Annotated in this window: 14 protein-coding genes; 7 read left to right on the forward strand and 7 right to left on the reverse strand. The window is 74.1% G+C overall.

The features are described from left to right. Nucleotides 1-150: 150 nt before the first annotated feature. Nucleotides 151-372: a zinc ribbon domain-containing protein gene (locus tag ACFYPD_RS03455; RefSeq protein ID WP_387108282.1), complete on the reverse strand. Its 222-nt coding sequence runs from the start codon at nt 370-372 to the stop codon at nt 151-153. 56 nt (nt 373-428) lie between these two features. On the opposite strand from ACFYPD_RS03455, the gene ACFYPD_RS03460 reads away from it, so the two are divergent. From ACFYPD_RS03460 to ACFYPD_RS03470, 3 genes are all read left to right on the forward strand, one after another. Further along, a complete protein-coding gene (locus ACFYPD_RS03460) occupies nt 429-1730 on the forward strand; it encodes a lytic murein transglycosylase (protein ID WP_387108284.1) in 1302 nt (433 codons plus the stop codon). A gap of 72 nt (nt 1731-1802) precedes the next feature. After that, a complete protein-coding gene (locus ACFYPD_RS03465; RefSeq protein WP_387109167.1) occupies nt 1803-2819 on the forward strand; it encodes a GNAT family N-acetyltransferase in 1017 nt (338 codons plus the stop codon). A gap of 94 nt (nt 2820-2913) precedes the next feature. Beyond that, nucleotides 2914-6186 carry a lamin tail domain-containing protein gene (locus ACFYPD_RS03470; protein ID WP_387108286.1) on the forward strand — a complete coding sequence of 1091 codons (3273 nt, stop codon included), beginning with the start codon at nt 2914-2916 and terminating at the stop codon, nt 6184-6186. A gap of 32 nt (nt 6187-6218) precedes the next feature. On the opposite strand, the gene ACFYPD_RS03475 is transcribed toward ACFYPD_RS03470, so the two are convergent. Beyond that, nucleotides 6219-6791 (reverse strand): helix-turn-helix transcriptional regulator, encoded by a 573-nt coding sequence (locus ACFYPD_RS03475; protein ID WP_387108289.1) that lies wholly within the window; start codon nt 6789-6791, stop codon nt 6219-6221. A gap of 506 nt (nt 6792-7297) precedes the next feature. Here ACFYPD_RS03475 and ACFYPD_RS03480 point away from each other — a divergent pair. Together ACFYPD_RS03480 and ACFYPD_RS03485 are read left to right on the forward strand one after the other, a co-directional pair. Further along, a complete protein-coding gene (locus ACFYPD_RS03480; RefSeq protein WP_387108292.1) occupies nt 7298-7831 on the forward strand; it encodes an RNA polymerase sigma factor in 534 nt (177 codons plus the stop codon). 2 nt (nt 7832-7833) lie between these two features. Next, a complete protein-coding gene (locus ACFYPD_RS03485; protein ID WP_387108294.1) occupies nt 7834-9003 on the forward strand; it encodes a hypothetical protein in 1170 nt (389 codons plus the stop codon). On the opposite strand, the gene hemB is transcribed toward ACFYPD_RS03485, so the two are convergent. From hemB to ACFYPD_RS03510, 5 genes are read right to left on the reverse strand one after another with little or no spacing between them, the layout of a single operon-like run. Next, complete coding sequence (hemB, locus tag ACFYPD_RS03490) at nt 8997-9980, reverse strand: porphobilinogen synthase (RefSeq protein WP_387108296.1); 984 nt, start codon at nt 9978-9980, stop codon at nt 8997-8999. The genes ACFYPD_RS03485 and hemB overlap by 7 nt on opposite strands. Before the next feature lie 13 nt (nt 9981-9993). Then, nucleotides 9994-11574: a uroporphyrinogen-III synthase gene (locus ACFYPD_RS03495; protein WP_387108299.1), complete on the reverse strand. Its 1581-nt coding sequence runs from the start codon at nt 11572-11574 to the stop codon at nt 9994-9996. Then, a complete protein-coding gene (gene hemC, locus ACFYPD_RS03500; RefSeq protein WP_387108302.1) occupies nt 11571-12539 on the reverse strand; it encodes a hydroxymethylbilane synthase in 969 nt (322 codons plus the stop codon). The genes ACFYPD_RS03495 and hemC overlap by 4 nt, the downstream gene beginning before the upstream one ends. After that, nucleotides 12536-13897: a glutamyl-tRNA reductase gene (locus ACFYPD_RS03505; RefSeq protein WP_387108305.1), complete on the reverse strand. Its 1362-nt coding sequence runs from the start codon at nt 13895-13897 to the stop codon at nt 12536-12538. Before ACFYPD_RS03505 ends, hemC begins: the two co-directional genes overlap by 4 nt. Next, nucleotides 13894-14631 (reverse strand): redox-sensing transcriptional repressor Rex, encoded by a 738-nt coding sequence (locus ACFYPD_RS03510; RefSeq protein WP_387108308.1) that lies wholly within the window; start codon nt 14629-14631, stop codon nt 13894-13896. The genes ACFYPD_RS03505 and ACFYPD_RS03510 overlap by 4 nt, the downstream gene beginning before the upstream one ends. Before the next feature lie 391 nt (nt 14632-15022). On the opposite strand from ACFYPD_RS03510, the gene ACFYPD_RS03515 reads away from it, so the two are divergent. Both ACFYPD_RS03515 and ACFYPD_RS03520 read left to right on the forward strand, forming a co-directional pair. Further along, nucleotides 15023-16327, forward strand: coding sequence for a sensor histidine kinase (locus ACFYPD_RS03515; protein ID WP_387108311.1), 1305 nt, complete (start codon nt 15023-15025; stop codon nt 16325-16327). A 41-nt stretch (nt 16328-16368) separates the two neighbouring features. Further along, complete coding sequence (locus ACFYPD_RS03520) at nt 16369-17031, forward strand: LuxR C-terminal-related transcriptional regulator (RefSeq protein WP_387108313.1); 663 nt, start codon at nt 16369-16371, stop codon at nt 17029-17031. Nucleotide 17032: the final 1 nt, after the last annotated feature.

A 17032-nucleotide genomic window follows, 5' to 3' on the forward strand; every position in this document is an offset into this window, starting at 1 on the left:
GAACCTCCGCCCCGTGACGTCGGCTTCATGCTGCCCTATGGTCACGCGGTCACGCATCGTGAGAACGGCCGGGCAGATTCCGACCCAAGGTGCCAAGGACCACACGGGCGGCAAGTCGGATCAACCGGCGGGCCGAGGGCGGGCGGGCGCTCAGCAGCCGCAGGAACCGCCGCAGCAGCCACCGCCGGCCGGGGCGGACGCCCCGCCGACCGAACCCGATCCGCCCCGGCCGGTGACCGCGACGGCGGAAAGCAGCTTCACCGTGTCGGCGTGTCCCTGCGGGCAGGAGGCCGGTTGACCGGCCTCGGCCATCGGGCGGTTGACCTCGAAGGTGTCGCCGCAGGCGCGGCAGCGGAACTCGTAGCGGGGCATGGCATCAGGGTACGGCCGGACCTGACGCCTCGGCACTCATGGGTGATACTCGACGGGTGGCGGACGGCGAGCAGCGATCGACGGTTCGACCCCTGCGACCGGCCGCGCCGCCCGACGGCGGCGCCGGACCCGTCCCTCGCCCCCGCCGCGACGCCGCACCCGACCCGGCCGTCGGCCCGGACGTCAGCCCGACGGTCGACCCGAAGGCCGAGCCAACCGACCGGAAGGCGGTCTACTCGAAGGCCGAGCCAACCGACCCGGGGCCGGGCGACTCGGAGGCGAAGCCGGGCGACCCGGAGACGGAGCCGGGCGACCCGGAGACGAAGCCGGGCGACCCGGAGACGAAGCCGGCCGGGGCGGAGGCCGACCCGCCGGTTGAGCCGGCCGCCGGTCGGCGGCGGCGGGTGCCGTTCGCGCACGCGGTCCGGATGCCACCGCCCCGGCAGCTCGCCGTCGGCGCGGCCCGGGCCACCCGCGCCTGGTCACGCCGCCCCAGCGGGCGCACGGCTCTGCCCGGCCTCTTCCTGCTCGCCCTGGTAGCGGCCACGGCCACGGCCGGCGCCGTGCTGGTGCCCGCGGCGATCCGCAAGCCGCAGCCGGTGGCCGTCGACACCACCACGAACGCCCCGGTCCAGGGCGTGCCCCAGGCCGGCGTGGTGCCCGGGGCGACCGGCGTGCCGGTGGGCCCCGGCGCGACCGGGGTGCCGGGCACCGTCGGCCCGACCGGCACGGGCGTCCCCGGCGGCACGCCGACCGGCCCGGTCGCCGGCCCGGCGGTCCCCGGCCGACCGGCCGACGCGCTGGCCGGCTGGGCGCAGCAGGTCAGCGCGACCACCGGGATCCCGCCGGTCGCCATGCAGGCGTACGGCTACGCCGAGCTGGTGCTGGCCCAGACGCAGCGCAGCTGCCAGCTGAGCTGGACCACGCTGGCCGCGATCGGCTACGTCGAGTCCCGGCACGGGGCGGCCAACAAGGCCACCCTCCGGCCCGACGGCGTCGCCGCGCCGGAGATCGTCGGCGCCCCGCTGGACGGGCAGGGCGGTCGCTCCCGGATCCTCGACACGGACCAGGGGCAGCTCGACCACGACCCGGTCTACGACAAGGCGCTCGGCCCGATGCAGTTCATCCCGAGCACCTGGCAGGAGATCGGCGCGGACGCCGACAACGACGGGGTCAAGAACCCGCACGACATCGACGACGCGGCCCTGGCCGCCGGCCGTTACCTGTGCAAGGGCGGCCGGAACATGACCATCCCGGGCGACTGGTGGGGCGCCATCCTCTCCTACAACGATGTGCGCCGCTACGCCCAGGACGTCTTCGACAAGGCCGACGAGTACGGACGGCTGAGCGGTACGTGACGTGACCGGTTGCATACATTCGCGGACTGAACCCTTCCCCCGGGCTGCCGTTGACGGCAAGCTAGACGGGTGATGGTGCGCGAGTGGGACCCTCGGACCGCGTCGTCCGCCGAAATCGCGTCGCTCCTGGACACGCTGAACGCGGTGTTGGCGACGGACCTGCCGCAGGATCCGCCCTGGCGGGAGAGTTCCATGCGGGAATACCTCTCCGAGGTGATGCCGGGTGAGCGACGGATCTCCTGGGTCTACCAGGCCGATCCGGCCCCCGACGGCACGCCGGGCGCGATCCTGGGCCACGTGCACGTGCTGCTGCTCGGCGGCATCGGCGTGCTGGAGGTGCTGGTCCACCCGGCCCTGCGGCGCTCCGGGCTCGGCCGCGAGCTGGTGCGGGTGGCCGCCCGCCGGGTCTGGGACGAGGGCTTCCAGTCGATCGGCGTCGAGGTGGTCGGCGACACCCCGGCCGTGGCGTTCTACGAGGCGCTCGGCTTCACCAGGGAATACGTCGAGACCCGCAGCGTGCTCGACCTGGGCGCGGTGGAGTGGCCGGTGCTGGCCGAGATGGCCACCGAGGTGGGCGCCGGCTACCACGTCCGGTTCTGCCCGGGCGGGCCGCCAGACGACCTCATCGAGGCGTACGCGCGGGCGAAGGCCGAGGTGCGCGACGTGGACGACGGCGAGCTGCGGCCCAGCTCCTACGACCCGCAGCGGCTGCGGGACAGCCTCGACACGCTGCACCGGCGGGGCATGAAGCCGTACATCGTGCTGGCCCTGCACGAGCAGACCGGCGAGGTGGCCGGACTGACCGAGGTGGTGGTGCCGGCGCAGCACCCCACCCGGGCCGACCAGTACGACACGATCGTGGTCCGCGACCACCGGGGCTACGGCATCGACCGCGCCATCAAGGCCCGAATGCTGCTGGAGCTGCGTTCCGCCGAGTCGGAGCTGGCCGAGGTGCAGACCTGGAACGCGCAGGCCAACGAGGCGATGCTGAAGGTCAACGCGGAGCTGGGCTACCGCCCCGACCGGGACTGGTGCGAATACAGCGTAGACGTGGCCGAGCTGGTGCACCGGCTCGACAGCCAGCGCTGACAGATATTCATCAAACGGCTGCGCGGGGGATGGACGGCGGACCGGGACGGCACTTAACGTGCGTTAGTTCCTGTCCACCCATCGTGGAGGCTCCATGCGCCCGCGCCGTACTTTAGCCGCGCTCGCGACCACCGCCGCCGTCTCCGTCACGGCCATCGGGATCGCACCCCCCGCGGCCAGCGCCGCGCCCACCGGCCTGTTCATCTCCGAGTACGTCGAGGGCCTGTCCAACAACAAGGCCGTCGAGCTCTACAACGGCACCGGCGCGCCGATCGACCTGGCCGCCGCCGGCTATCAGCTCCAGCTCTTCTTCAACGGCGCCACCACGTCGACCAACGTGCCGCTGACCGGCACGGTCGCCGCCGGTGACGTCTTCGTCTTCGCCGCCTCGGCGGCTGCGCCGGCGATCCTCGCCCAGGCCGACCAGACCTACGGCGGCTCGCTCTACAACGGCGACGACGCGATCGTGCTGCGCAAGGGCACGACCGTGGTCGACTCGATCGGCCAGGTCGGCGTCGACCCGGGCAGCGAGTGGGGCACCGGGCTCACCAGCACAGCCGACAACACCCTGCGCCGGCTCCCCTCGGTGAGCGCCGGCGACACCGACCCGGCGGACCCGTTCGACCCCGCCGTGCAGTGGGCCGGCTTCGCCACCGACACCTTCGACGGGCTGGGCAGCCACAGCATCGACGGTGGCGGCCCGGTCGACCAGGCGCCGACGCTGACCTGCGGGGGCACGCTGACCCTGGAGGCAGGCGCGACCGCGACCCGCCAGGTCACCGCCACCGACGCCGACGACACCGTCACCGACCTCGCGGTCACCGCGGTCAACCCGGCGCCGGCGAGCGGCTCGATTAGCCGTACCGCGTTCACGCCGGCCGCCGCGGCCGGCGGCACGGCCACCGCCACGCTGACCGCCGCCGGCCTCCCGGCCGGCGCCTACTCGGTCACCGTGACCTCGACCGACGCCGAGGGTGGCACCGCGACCTGCACGCTGACCGTGCAGGCCACCGCCGTGCTGTCCATCGGCGAGGTGCAGGGCCGCACCGGCGACGACGAGGACGGCCGCACCGACCGGTCGCCGCTCGCCCCGGCCAGCGGCAACGGCACCAGCTCCATGCTCTACGACGTGCGCGGCGTGATCACCCAGCAGTCGCTGACCCGCACCACCGCCGGGGCCGACCAGTGGGGCTTCTACCTGCAGAGCCGCACCGGCACCGAGGACGCCGACCCGCTCACGTCGGACGGCATCTTCGTCTTCATGGGCTCGTTCACCACGCTGATCGGCGGCTACGCCCCGACCGTCGGCGACGAGGTCGTGCTGCGCGGCCGGGTCTCCGAGTACTTCAACCAGACCCAGCTCTCCAGCGCCTCGCTGGTCCGCAAGCTCGACTCCGGGCTCGACGTGGACAGCGCCGTACGGGTGGACGACGCCCGACCGCCGGCCGACGCTGCCGCCGCCGGCCTGTTCTGGGAGCGGCACGAGGGCGAGCGGATGCGGGTCCGTTCCGGCAGCGGGGTCTCCGCCCCGCGGCACATCTTCGCGTCCACCCTGGACTCCGAGGTCTACGTGCTGGACCGCGAGGACCCGATCATGAAGCGGTCCGACCCGTACGCCCGCCGGGTATTCCGGGACGCGCACCCGCTGGACGACATCCCGGGCACGCTCTTCGACAACGGCAACTACCAGCGGATCCTGCTGGGTGCCGGCGGCGTGAAGGCGACCGCCGGGGATTCGAAGGCGCTGCTGCCGGAGGCCCGCACCTTCGACACGCTGACCGAGGACGCCTACGGCGCCATCTCGTACGCGTTCAGCAAGTACAGCGTGCAGCCCGAGCAGCTCACGCTGACCGGCGGCGCGGACCCGGCGGAGAACAACCCGCCGCGGCCGGCCGACCGGAGCAGCGAGGTCGCGGTCGCCACCTACAACGTGGAGAACCTGTACGACTACCGGGACGACCCGTTCGACGGCTGCGACTTCACCGGCAACTCGGGTTGCACCGGGGTCAGCCCGCCGTTCGACTACGTGCCGGCCAGCGAGGCGGCGTACACCGAGAAGCTGGGCGTGCAGGCGCGGCAGATCACCGGCGCCCTGCACAGCCCGGACCTGGTGCTCGTGCAGGAGGCCGAGGACCAGGACATCTGCGCGGTGGCCGACGGCAAGCTGGTCTGCGGCGACACGAACAACGCCGACGGCGCGCCGGACACCATCCAGGAGCTGGCGCTGGCCATCGCGGCCAACGGCGGCCCCGCCTACGCGGCGGCGTACGACCGGACGGGCGCGGACGCCCGGGGCATCGCCTCGGCGTTCCTCTACCGCACCGACCGGCTGACGCTCGCCCAGGCGACCGCCACCGACCCGCTGCTGGGCTCGGCGCCGACCGTGCAGTACCGCTCCGCGGCCCTGCCGTCGAACGCCGACGTGCAGAACCCGAAGGGGTTCAACGCCGTGCTGCCCGCCGACGTCGACCGCTCGACCGGGGTGGACGGCAGCAACGTCTACACCCGGGCGGTCCAGCTGGCCAAGTTCAGCGTGGCGGCGGCGCCCGGCTCGGCGGAGCACTTCACGCTTTGGGCGGCCACCAACCACTTCTCGTCCGGTCCGGACAGCCGGGTCGGGCAGCGGCGGGAGCAGGCCGCGTACGGGGCGGCGCTCGTGCAGGCCGTCGAGGCGGCCGACCCGAACGCGCGGGTGATCTACGGCGGTGACCTGAACGTCTTCCCGCGCCCGGACGACCCGATCGCCACGGCGGCGAACCCGACCCCGTCGGACCAGCTCGCCCCGCTGTACCAGGCCGGCCTGCACAACCTCTGGGACGACCTGGTGGCGGACGTGCCGGCGTCGGCGTACTCGTACACCTTTGACGGGCAGGCCCAGACGCTGGACAACCTGTTCGTCAACGGCCCGCTGCACGGGGACCTGGTCCAGGTCCGCACGGCCCACATCAACGCCGACTACCCCACCGACGCCGAGGGCCTGGGTGACCGGGGGGCCAGCGACCACGACCCGCAGGTGGCCCGGTTCCGCTCCCGCGCGTCGCTGAGCGTCTCCGACGCGGCGGTGGCCGAGGGCGACAAGGGCGACAGCACCATGACGTTCACGGTGACCGTCTCCCGCCCGCTGTCGGCGCCGGCCCTGATCTGCGCCACCACCTACGGCACCACGGCGCAGGCCGGGTCGGACTACGACCCGTACGTGGGCTGCAAGACCCTGGCCGCCGGCCAGACCTCGCTGACCTTCCCGGTGACCGTCCGCGGTGATCGGAAGCGCGAGGCGGACGAGCAGCTCAAGCTGTACGTGGCGGGCGTGCCGGGGCTCCGGCTCGCCGACGTGAGCGGCGTCGGCACCATCCGCAACGACGACTGACGGCTGTACCGCGAAGCGGCCCGTCGCCCGGCTCACCCGCCGGGCGGCGGGCCGTTGCGGTAGCCGCACCGCTGCGGGTCGCGCGGCGGCGGTACGCCCCGGTACTTGGCCACCCGTACCTCCCACTGGCTGCGCCGGCGGAGGGCGTCGCGGTGGGCCCGGTCCCGGTAGAAGGTCTCCGGCGGGCGGGCCAGCCCGTAAAGGTCGGCCCACCACTCCCCTGGCTCCGGGTCGGCGATCACGTCCAGGTGGGACGGATATCGACGGTCGGCACCGTCTCGCAGGTCGTCGCGGTCCCGCATAGGCGCAAGCACCCGGCCGAACTCGTCGACCACGGCGAGGCGGAACCCGGCCACGCCGATGATCCGACGCAGCATGGCGATGCTCGGGGTCAGCGTGCCGGCCTCGATCCGCCCGATGGTCGTCGGATGGACCCGGGCAACTCGGGCGAGCTCCCGCTGGCTGACGTCGGCCCGGCGGCGGATCGCCCGAACGATGCCCGGGGCGGGCCACGGGATGTCGAAGGGGTCGGTGAGCATCGTGGGCGGCTCGACAGGTTCGTCGGTCGTGACCGCCGGCTCGTCAGGGGTGGCCGGGGCGCTCATGCGACCACACTCTTCCCTTGCCCGGAACGCGGCAACCCCGCCTGGTCCGGCTGTGGACAGCCAAGGTGGCTGTGGACAGGCCGCGTCCCGTCGACGAGCCCTCCGCATCCCTGTCCTGGGGCCGGAGACCGCGACTGAGCGTAACGGAAGCGGAGCGTCACTCGACGCGAGTCGTCCTCAGTCCCGGTCCCGGGCAACTCGGGCTGCCGAACGACCGCAATGCGGACGAAGGAGGCACGTACGTCGTGGTGAACCCACCCTCTCCATCCCGCTTTGCTCTGCAGCCACACGGGCACCGGACACGGAAGTTTGCCGCTGCGCCGCTGGCTGCAGAGCAAAGCGGGCACGGGTATGGGTCGGGGGCGCGGATCCACGGAACGCAGAGTGATCATGCGCGGCCGCCTGTCCCGCCCCGGGCCGAACCGACGGGCTCGGATGCGAGTACCGGCCGTTTCATCCCCGCGACGATCCGGGAACGAAATCCGCCCCCGGAACGTGTACCGGACATGGGAAGCCACCCCTCGGCGTTGGCCGGTCCGCCGGACGTGTTGCCGCGCGACCGCGACACGTCCTCGCACCTGCCGTTCGAGCAGTTCTATCGGGACCACGTGGACCGGATCCACCGCGCGCTCGCGCTGGCCGTCGGGGACACCGCGGTGGCCCGGGAGGCGACCGACGAGGCGATGACCCGGGCGTACGCCCGGTGGGACCGGGTGCGCCGGCTGGACAACCCCGGCGGCTGGGTCTTCCGGGTCGGGCTGAACTGGGCCACCTCCTGGTGGCGGAAGGTGCGCCGGGAACGGCCGCCGGCCGAGGACCGGCATCCGGCGGCAGCCGCCCCGGATCCGGCCGGGCTGGCCGCCCGGTCGGCCCTGGAACTGCTGCCCATGAACCGGCGCACCGTGATCGTCTGCCGGGTGCTGCTGGATCTTTCCACCGCCGAGACCGCCGCCGTGCTGGACCTGACCGAGGGCACCGTCCGCAGCCGCCTCTCCCGGGGACTGGCCGAGCTGCGGGCCGCGCTGGCCGAAGAGGAGTGACCGTGGACGTCGTACCCGAGGACCTGGTCGAGCTGGTCCACCGCGCCGCCCGCGCGACCGGACCGCACCCGGCGGACCTGGCGGCCGTCCGCCGGCGGGCCCGCGCCCGTCGTCGCCGCCGGAGTGTGACGGGCGTAGCGGGGTTGGTGGTGCTGGTCGCCCTCACCGGCGGTGCCGTTCCGCTGCTCGCTCGCGATGACCGGGCGGCGGGCCCGGTGTCCGCGCCATCGGTCCGACCGGCCGAGACCAGGCCCGCCACGCCGGCGCCCGCTCGCGGGCCCGCGCAGCGGCTGATCCTCGCCGGCGAGGGCGGCAGCGTCCGGCCGGTCCGGAACGGTCCGGAGATCGGCCTGGTCGCCGGCACCGGGAACGAGCTGACCGCCGATGGCTCGGTGGTCCGGCACCGGGTCCCCGCCGGCTGGGAGCAGACCGTACCGCTGCCGGACGGGCGGCTGGTGGGCCTCACGCTCACCGACCTCATGCCCGGCGTGCGACGGCCGGACGGCCCGGACGTGGCGGGCCTCTCGATCCGGCTCATGGTGCTCGGGCCGGACGACCGGGTGCAGGTGAGCCGGGAAGTCCGGGTCAAGGGGCAGGCCCTCACCCTCGTCGGGGCGGACGCCAGGTACGCCTACCTGGTCCGCGATGGGCTGGGGCTGGTGGCCCACGAGCTGGCCACCGGGAGGGAGAGGACCCTCATCCGAGTCGCCGCGAAGGCCGACGGCGAGCTGCCCTTCCGGGGTGCCGACGTGGCGGCGGGCCTGGTGGTGTCAGCGGCGGGGCCGTGGGACATGACCCGTTGCCGGCTGGAGGTACGGCGGCTGGCCGGCGGGACCCGGCTGTCCGGTCCCACCGTGGACGGCGATTGCGCGCCGTCGATCCGGCTCTCCCCGGACGGCACCCTCGTGGCGGTTCCCTACCGTCGGTCGGTCGCCAGACGGTCGCTGGAGTACCGGGTGGCGATCCTCGACACCGCGACCGGACAGCGCCGGGCCGACCAGGTCATCGGGACGGCGGACACCGTCGCGGGCCTCACGTCCGGCGGGACCTGGGGGGTCGCCTGGGTCGACGACAGCACCATCCGGGTGGTCTGGGCGCAGCTGCCGGACCCGGCCCGGAAGGTCTACTCCGTCGCGGAGCTGGCCCGGGTGGTGACGGTCGGCGTTCAGTAGCGCTGGCGGAGCAGTTGGGCCGCCTCGACGGCCCAGTAGGTGAGGATGATCTGCGCGCCGGCCCGGCGGATCGAGGTGAGCGTCTCCAGGATCACCCGCTCGCGGTCGATCCAGCCGTTCGCGGCGGCCGCCTCCACCATCGCGTACTCGCCGGAGACCTGGTAGGCGGCGACCGGGACGTCGACGGCGGCCCGGACGGCCGCCACCACGTCGAGGTAGGGCAGGCCCGGCTTGACCATCACCATGTCGGCGCCCTCGGCGACGTCCAACTCGACCTCGCGCAGCGACTCCCGCAGGTTCGCCGGGTCCTGCTGGTAGGTGCGCCGGTCGCCGTCGAGCGCCGACTCGACGGCGTCCCGGAACGGACCGTAGAAGGCGGAGGCGTACTTCACGGCGTACGCGAGCACCGAGACGTCCTGGTGCCCGGCGGCGTCCAGGGCCCGGCGGGTCACGCCGACCTGGCCGTCCATCATCCCGGACGGCGCGACCACGTGGACCCCGGCGTCGGCCTGGGCGACCGCCATCCGGGCGTACGCCGACAGGGTGGCGTCGTTGTCCACGCCACCGTCCGGGGTGAGGAGGCCGCAGTGCCCGTGCGAGGTGAACTCGTCCAGGCAGAGGTCGCTCATCACCACGCTGGCGTCGCCGACCTCGGCGATCACGTCCCGGATGGCCACGTTGAGGATGCCGTCCGGGTCGATGCCGCCCGACCCGGTCTCGTCGCGTGTCGCCGGCACCCCGAAGAGCATGATCCCGCCGACCCCGGCCTGGACCGCCTCGACGGCGGCCTTGCGCAGCGAGTCCCGGGAGTGCTGGAGCACCCCCGGGAGCGACGCGATGGCCCGCGGCTCGGTCAGCCCCTCCTTGACGAACATCGGCACGACCAGTTCGGCCGGGTCGACGCGGGTCTCGGAGACCAGCCGCCGCACGGCTGCGGTGCGGCGCAGCCGGCGGGGCCGGATCTCGGGGTACGACATGACGGGCCTCCTGTCAGCGGAACCTCAGGGCGGTCGGGCCCTGCACCTTCGAGCCCCGGCGCTGCTTGGCCGGCATGGCGGCGAGCTTTTCGCGCAGCTCGACGGCGTAGGCGGCGAGCGCCTCCACCAGGTCAGGCACCGAGGCGTGCGGCGGCTGCACGTCGACCCGCAGGCCGAACTCCGTCGCGGTCTCCGCCGTCTTGGGCCCGATAACCGCAACAACGGTACGCGCGTGCGGCTTCCCGGCGATACCGACCAGGTTCCGGACGGTCGAGGACGAGGTGAAGAGCACCGCGTCGAACCCGCCCGACTTGATCGCGTCGCGGATCTCGGCCGGCGGCGGCGCGGCCCGGACGGTCCGGTACGCGGTCACGTCGTCGACCTCCCAGCCCCGCTCGGTGAGCCCGGCGGCCAGGGTCTCGGTGGCGATGTCGGCGCGCGGCAGCAGCACCCGGCCGACCGGGTCGAGGATCTCGTCGTGCGGCGAGAACTCGGCCAGCAGGCCCTCGGACGACTGCTCCCCGGCGGGGATCAGCTCCGGCTGGATGCCGAAGGCGCGGACCGCCTCGGCGGTGGCCTCGCCGATGCAGGCGATCTTGACGCCGCCGAAGTGGCGGGCGTCCAGGCCGTGCTCGGCGAACTTCTCCCAGACCGCCCGGACCGCGTTGACCGAGGTGAAGATCACCCAGGCGTACCGGCCGTCGACCAGGCCCTTGACCGCCCGCTCCATCTGGGCCGGGGTGCGCGGCGGCTCGACCGCGATGGTCGGCACCTCGCACGGGATCGCCCCGTACGCGCGGAGCCGCGCGCTCATGGCGCCGGCCTGCTCCTTGGTGCGGGGGACGAGCACCTTCCAGCCGTACAGCGGCCGGTTCTCCCACCAGCTCAGCTTGTCGCGGTCGGAGACGCCCGCGCCGACGGTGAGCACGACCCGGCCGGTGAAGCCGAGCGCGGCGGCGACGAAGGAGTCGACGGTCGACGTGGTGGTGTACTGCGTCTCGCCGGTGCCGTCGCCGGTCACCGCGACGGCGGTGGTGCCGTCCACCCCGGCGGCCAGCAGGCCGTCCCGGACGGCGGCCAGGTCACCGGCGTCCACGGCGACGGCCAGGGAACCCCGGGCCACGGCGGCGGCCAGCGCGTCGAAGTCCAGCGTGGTGACGTCCTCGACGTCGGCGGCGGTGCGCACCCCGGGCAGCGGCACACCGGCGTAGGTGGCGACACCCTCGGCCTGGCCGACGCCCGGCACCACCTCGAAGTGCGCGGCGGTACGCGCCACCGCCTGCACCTCCTTGACCACCGAGTCGTGGCCGAACGGGTCACCGGCGACCAGGTGCACGGCGTTCTGGCCGGACCGGGCCGCGGAGATCAGCACCTTCGCCACGTCCCCCGGCACGCCCTCGGCGGGGCTGAACTCGGCGTCGGGCCTGGCCTGGGCGCGGACGTGCTCGAGCAGGGACTCGGGGACTCCCCGGTCGTACACCACCTGGTCGGCGTCGACCAGGGCGTCCAGCGCCCGGCGGGTCAGCAGGCCCGGGTCACCGGGGCCGGCCCCGACGAACGCGATCCGGCCTACGGGCTTACGGGTGCGGGTCATTCTGTGCTCCCAAATTGCTGGGTCCCCGGGCCGGCGTGTCCTTCTTGGCCGAGGATCGAGTCGGCGCCGAGTTCGAGGAGTTCGGCGGCGAGTGCCTTGCCGATCTCCGCCGCGTCGGCGGGCGTTCCGGTGCGCGACAGCCGGAGGTCACGGGTGCCGTCCGGGCTGATCACCGCCCCGCGCAGGTAGATCTCGTCACCGGCGTCACCCTCGGCCAGTTCGCCGTAGGCGGCCACGGGTGCGGTGCACCCGGCCTCCAGGGTGGCCAGCAGTGCCCGCTCCGCGACGACCGCGGCACGGGACGGTGCGTGGTCGAGCATGCCGAGCAGCTCGACCAGGTCCTGATCGTCGATCCGGCACTCCACCGCCAGCGCGCCCTGGGCGGGCGCGGGCAGCATCAGCATGGGATCGAGCGTCTCGGTGATCACGTCGGCCCGGCCGAGGCGGGCGAGCCCGGCCCGGGCCAGCACGACGGCGTCGAGGTCGGCGTCCGGGCCGATGACCCGGCCGAGCCGGGTGTCGACGTTGCCCCGGATCGGGGTGACCTCCAGTTGCAGGCCGAGGGCGTGCAGCTGGGCGATGCGGCGCAGCGCGCCGGTGCCGACCCGCGCGCCGGGCGGGAGCTCGGCGAGGGTGCGGCCGTCCCGGGCGATCAGCGCGTCCCGCGGGTCCTGCCGGGGCGGCACGGCGGCGATGTGCAGGCCGGGCGCCGCCGCAGTGGGCAGGTCCTTGTACGAGTGGACGGCGAAGTCGATCTCCCGGGCGGTCAGCGCGTCGCGCAGCGCGGAGACGAAGACGCCGACGCCGAGCCGGTGCACCGGGGCCGCGGAGCGGTCGCCGGCGGTCACCACCTCGACCAACTCGACCGGGCGGCCGGTGGCCGCGGTGAGCGCCTCGGCGACGTGGCCGGACTGGGCCATCGCCAGGGCGCTGCCCCGGGTGCCGAGGCGCAGGGGGGCGGTCATCGCGCACCTCCGGTGGGCGGGGTGGTGTCGGCCGGCATGACGATCTCGGCTTCCATGACGTCGGGGACGGTGTCGACCGGGGAGGTCTGCGGCACCTCGAGGTCGAACAGCTCGCGCAGGAGGGCGGCGTACTGGTCGCCGCCGGGCTCGGCCGCGAGCTGGCGGACCCGGACGGTCGGCTGGTGCAGCAGCCGCTGCACCACCCGGTGCACGGTGCGGGCGACCTCGGCGCGCTGGTCGTCGGTGAGGTCCGGGCGGCGCTGGGCCAGCCGGCGCAGCTCGGCGGCGACCACGTCGTCGGCGCGCCCGCGCAGGGCCGCCACCGTGGGGGCGACGTCGGCGCCGCGCAGCCAGCTCAGGAACGCCTCGACCTCGCCGGCCACGATCCGGGCCACCTCGGCGGCGTCGGCCGCGGCCGGGCCGTCGGCGAGAATCCCCGCCATCCGGTCGATGTCGATCACCTCGACGCCGGGCAGCCCGGCGACGCCCTCCTCGACGTCGCGCGGGACGGCCAGGTCGAGCAGGACCAGCGGGCCCCGGGCGGCGTCCCGGCGGGCCAGCGCCCGGGTCACCACGTCGCGGGTGAGGACCGGTTCGGTGGCCGCGGTGGCGGCCACCACGATGTCCACCGTGGTGAGCGCGTCGACCAGCCCGGTCATCGGCACGGCGGTCGCGCCGTAGGACTCGGCCAGGCGGACGGCCCGCTCGGCGCCGCGGTTGGTGACGGTGAGCGGGCCGGCGCCCAGCCGGGAGAGGGTGGCCACGCCCAGCGAGCCCATCGCCCCCGCGCCGACCACCATGGCGGGCCGGCCGGTCAGGTCGCCGTCGAGCAGGCCGGCGGCCAGGTCGAGGGCGGCGGTCACCACGCTCTGCCCGGCGCGGTCGATGTTGGTCTCGGCGTGCGCGCGCTTGCCCACGCGCAGCGCCTGCTGCATGAGCTCGTGCAGGAGCCGGCCGGCCGAGTCGGCGCCGCTGGCCGAGTGGTAGGCGTCGCGGAGCTGGCCGAGAATCTGCGCCTCGCCGACCACCATCGAGTCCAGCCCGGTGGCCACCCGGAAGACGTGGTCCACGGCGGCGGCGTCGTAGTGCACGTAGAGGTGGGTGGCGAGCGCCGCCGGCGGGGCGCCGGCCTGCTCGGCCAGGACCGCGCAGATGTCCCCGAGGCCGCCGTGGAAGCCGGTGACGGCCGCGTACACCTCGACGCGGTTGCAGGTGGAGACGAGCACGGCCTCGCCGACGTACGGCTGGGAGACCAGGCGGTCCAGGGTACGGGTGAGGTCCGCGGGCGGGACCGCCAGCTGCTCCAGCGTGGCGACCGGGGCGGTGCGGTAGGACGCGCCGACGACGAGCAGTTTCACGTGCCGATCGCCTCCTGGGTGTCGGTGGCCGCGAGTCCGCCGGGGAGCGCGGTCAGCGACGCCTTGCGGTGCTCGTGGAAGGACAGGATCTGCAGCTCGATCGCGAGGTCGACCTTGCGCACGTCGACCCCTTCCGGAACCGAGAGTACGCAGGGTGCGAAGTTGAGGATGCTCGTCACGCCGACGGCGACGAGCTGATCGGCGACCGCCTGGGCGGCCGGCGCCGGGGTGGCGATCACGCCGATCGAGATCGACTCCTCGACGGCGACCCGGGCCAGCTCGTCGACGTGCCGGACGACCAGCCCGTTGATCTCCTCGCCGACGCGGGACGGGTCGGCGTCGAGGAGCGCGGCGATCCGGAAACCGCGGCTGGCGAAGCCGTCGTAGCCGGCCAGGGCGTGACCGAGGTTACCCACGCCGACCAGCGCGACCGAGCGGCACTGGGTGAGCCCGAGCACCGACTCGATCTGCTCGATCAGCAGCGTGACGTCGTAGCCGACGCCCCGGGTGCCGTACGAGCCGAGGTGGGAGAGGTCCTTGCGGAGCTTCGCCGAGTTGACCCCGGCGGCGTTGGCCAGACCCTCGCTGGAGACCGTCTCGTGACCGGTCTCGGCGACCGCGTGCAGGGCGCGGAGGTATTCCGGGAGCCGCGCGACGGTCGCCTCGGGCAAATCCGGGAGCGCCGGTACGGCACCGGTGCGGCCGGGCGCGCCTGGGTGACGGTGCTGACTCATGAGACTCCGTGCGGTGCGATCCTCGACCAGCGACGGTGGCGGGTCGTTCCGGGACTCCCGCTGGCGACCGATATTGCCGGCTGTGCTAGCAGGGCGCGTCGGAACTACAGAGTAGGCGCTTGTGAAGAGGTGCACAAATCGCGATCTTGCTAGCTCGCGACGCGCCTCCACCTGCCCCTCCATTCCCACAAGATCGATAGACGGAGCTCCCTCGGCGCCGCGTGGCGATTATTGCTCAATCCAGACTTCTCTGACCAATCGCGCGCGCCCGGTAGCGCTGTGTCACCGCCGGAGAGAGGCGCGAGTCACTCCGGCAGGTAGGGAGAACCCCACCCCGAAGAGGCACGCGCACGGGATGGGTCCGGCCGCTCCCGGCCCATAGCCTCGAAACATGACCGCCGTACCGCTGGCCACCGCGCCCACCCCCACCACACCCGTTCGGGGCCTCGTCCGCCAACTCCTGCGCGACTCCGGCTACGTGCTCTTCGGCCTCCCACTGGCGCTGGTGGGCTTCGTGCTCGCCGTGACCGGGATCGCGCTCACCGCCGGGCTGCTGGTCACCACGCTCGGCCTGCCGGTCCTCGCCGGCACCCTGTACGTGGCCCGGGGGCTGGCCGACCTGGAGCGGCTGCGCCTGCCCGCCGTGCTCCGCCAGCCCCGGGTCCGCCCGATCTACCTGGCGCCCGAGCGGGGCTCGGGCTTCTGGCGGCGGGTCCTGACCCCGATGCGCGACCCGCAGTCCTGGCTCGACCTGCTGCACGCCCTCATCCGGCTGCTGGTGACCCTGCCCACCTTCGTGGTGGTGCTGGTCTGGTGGGCGCTGGCCATCACCGGCACGCTCTACGGCGCGTACGACTGGGCCATCCCGCGCGGCCCCGACGACCAGGACCTGAGCCAGCTCCTCGGAATGGGCGACGGGACCGGGGCGCGGGTCGCCCTGAACACCGCGATCGGGCTGTTCGCCCTGCTCACCCTGCCCCTGGTGGCCCGGGCCTGCGCCCGGATCCAGGCCGCCCTGGCGTACTCGCTGCTGACCGGGGTGGCCGAGATGCGGCAGCGGATCACCACGCTGGAGGAGCAGAAGCGGGCCGCCGCCTCCGCCGAGGCGTCCGCCCTGCGCCGGCTGGAGCGGGACATCCACGACGGCCCGCAGCAGCGCCTGGTGCGCCTCGCCATGGACCTCAGCCGGGCCCGCCAGCAGCTCGCCGCCGACCCCGAGGCGGCCGGGCGGACCCTGGACGAGGCGGTCAGCCAGACCCGGGACACCCTGGACGAGCTGCGTGCCCTGTCCCGGGGCATCGCCCCGCCGATCCTGGTCGACCGGGGCCTGCCCAGCGCGCTGGCCGCGCTCGCCGCCCGCGCCCTGGTCCCCACCGAGCTGGTGGTCGACGACGAGCTGGGCACCGCCGGTGGGCGGCTCGACCCGGCGCTGGAGAACACCGCCTACTTCATGGTGGCCGAGGCGCTGACCAACGTCGCCAAGCACAGCCGGGCCGCCGCCTGCCGGGTCGAGGTGACCCGGAAGGTCGGCCGGCTGGAGATCACCGTGGCCGACGACGGGATCGGCGGCGCCCACCTGGCCAAGGGGCACGGGCTGAGCGGCATCGCCGACCGGGTCCGGGCCGCCGGCGGGACCCTGGAGGTGGCCAGCCCGACCGGCGGGCCGACCCGGATCCACGCGGAACTCCCCCGGTGAGGTCCCCCCTGTGGATCCAGGACGTGGTAGACACCGGACCCATGCGGGTGGTGATCGCGGACGACGCCGTACTGCTCCGGGAGGGGCTGGTCCGGCTGCTGACGGAGTCGGGACACGAGGTGGTGGCCGCCGTCGGTGACGGGGTCGCCCTGGTCGAGGCGGTGGTGGCGCACCGGCCGGACGTCTCGGTGGTGGACGTGCGGATGCCGCCGTCACACACCGACGAGGGGCTGCGCGCGGCCGTGGAGGCCCGCCGGCGGGTGCCACGTACGCCGGTCCTGGTGCTCTCCCAGTACGTCGAGGTGTCGTACGCCGACGACCTGCTCGCCACCACCGGCGGCGGGGCTGGCGGGGGCGGGATCGGCTACCTGCTCAAGGACCGGGTGGCCGCGATCGACGAGTTCCTGGACGCGCTGGCCCGGGTGGCGGCCGGCGGCACGGTGCTCGACCCGGAGGTGATCAGCCAGCTCCTGGTCCGGCGCCGCCGCAACGACCCGCTGGCCGAGCTGACCCCCCGGGAACGCGAGGTGCTCGCCCTGATGGCCGAGGGCCGCTCGAACACCGCCATCGCCCGCGCCCTGGTGGTCAGCGACGGCGCTGTCGAGAAGCACGTCCGCAACATCTTCACCAAGCTGGACCTGCCCCCGGACGCCACCAACCACCACCGCCGGGTCCTCGCGGTCCTCACCCACCTCCGCGCCTGAG

This window comes from Micromonospora sp. NPDC005299 (genome assembly GCF_042872345.1).
Classification (GTDB): Bacteria; Actinomycetota; Actinomycetes; order Mycobacteriales; family Micromonosporaceae; genus Micromonospora.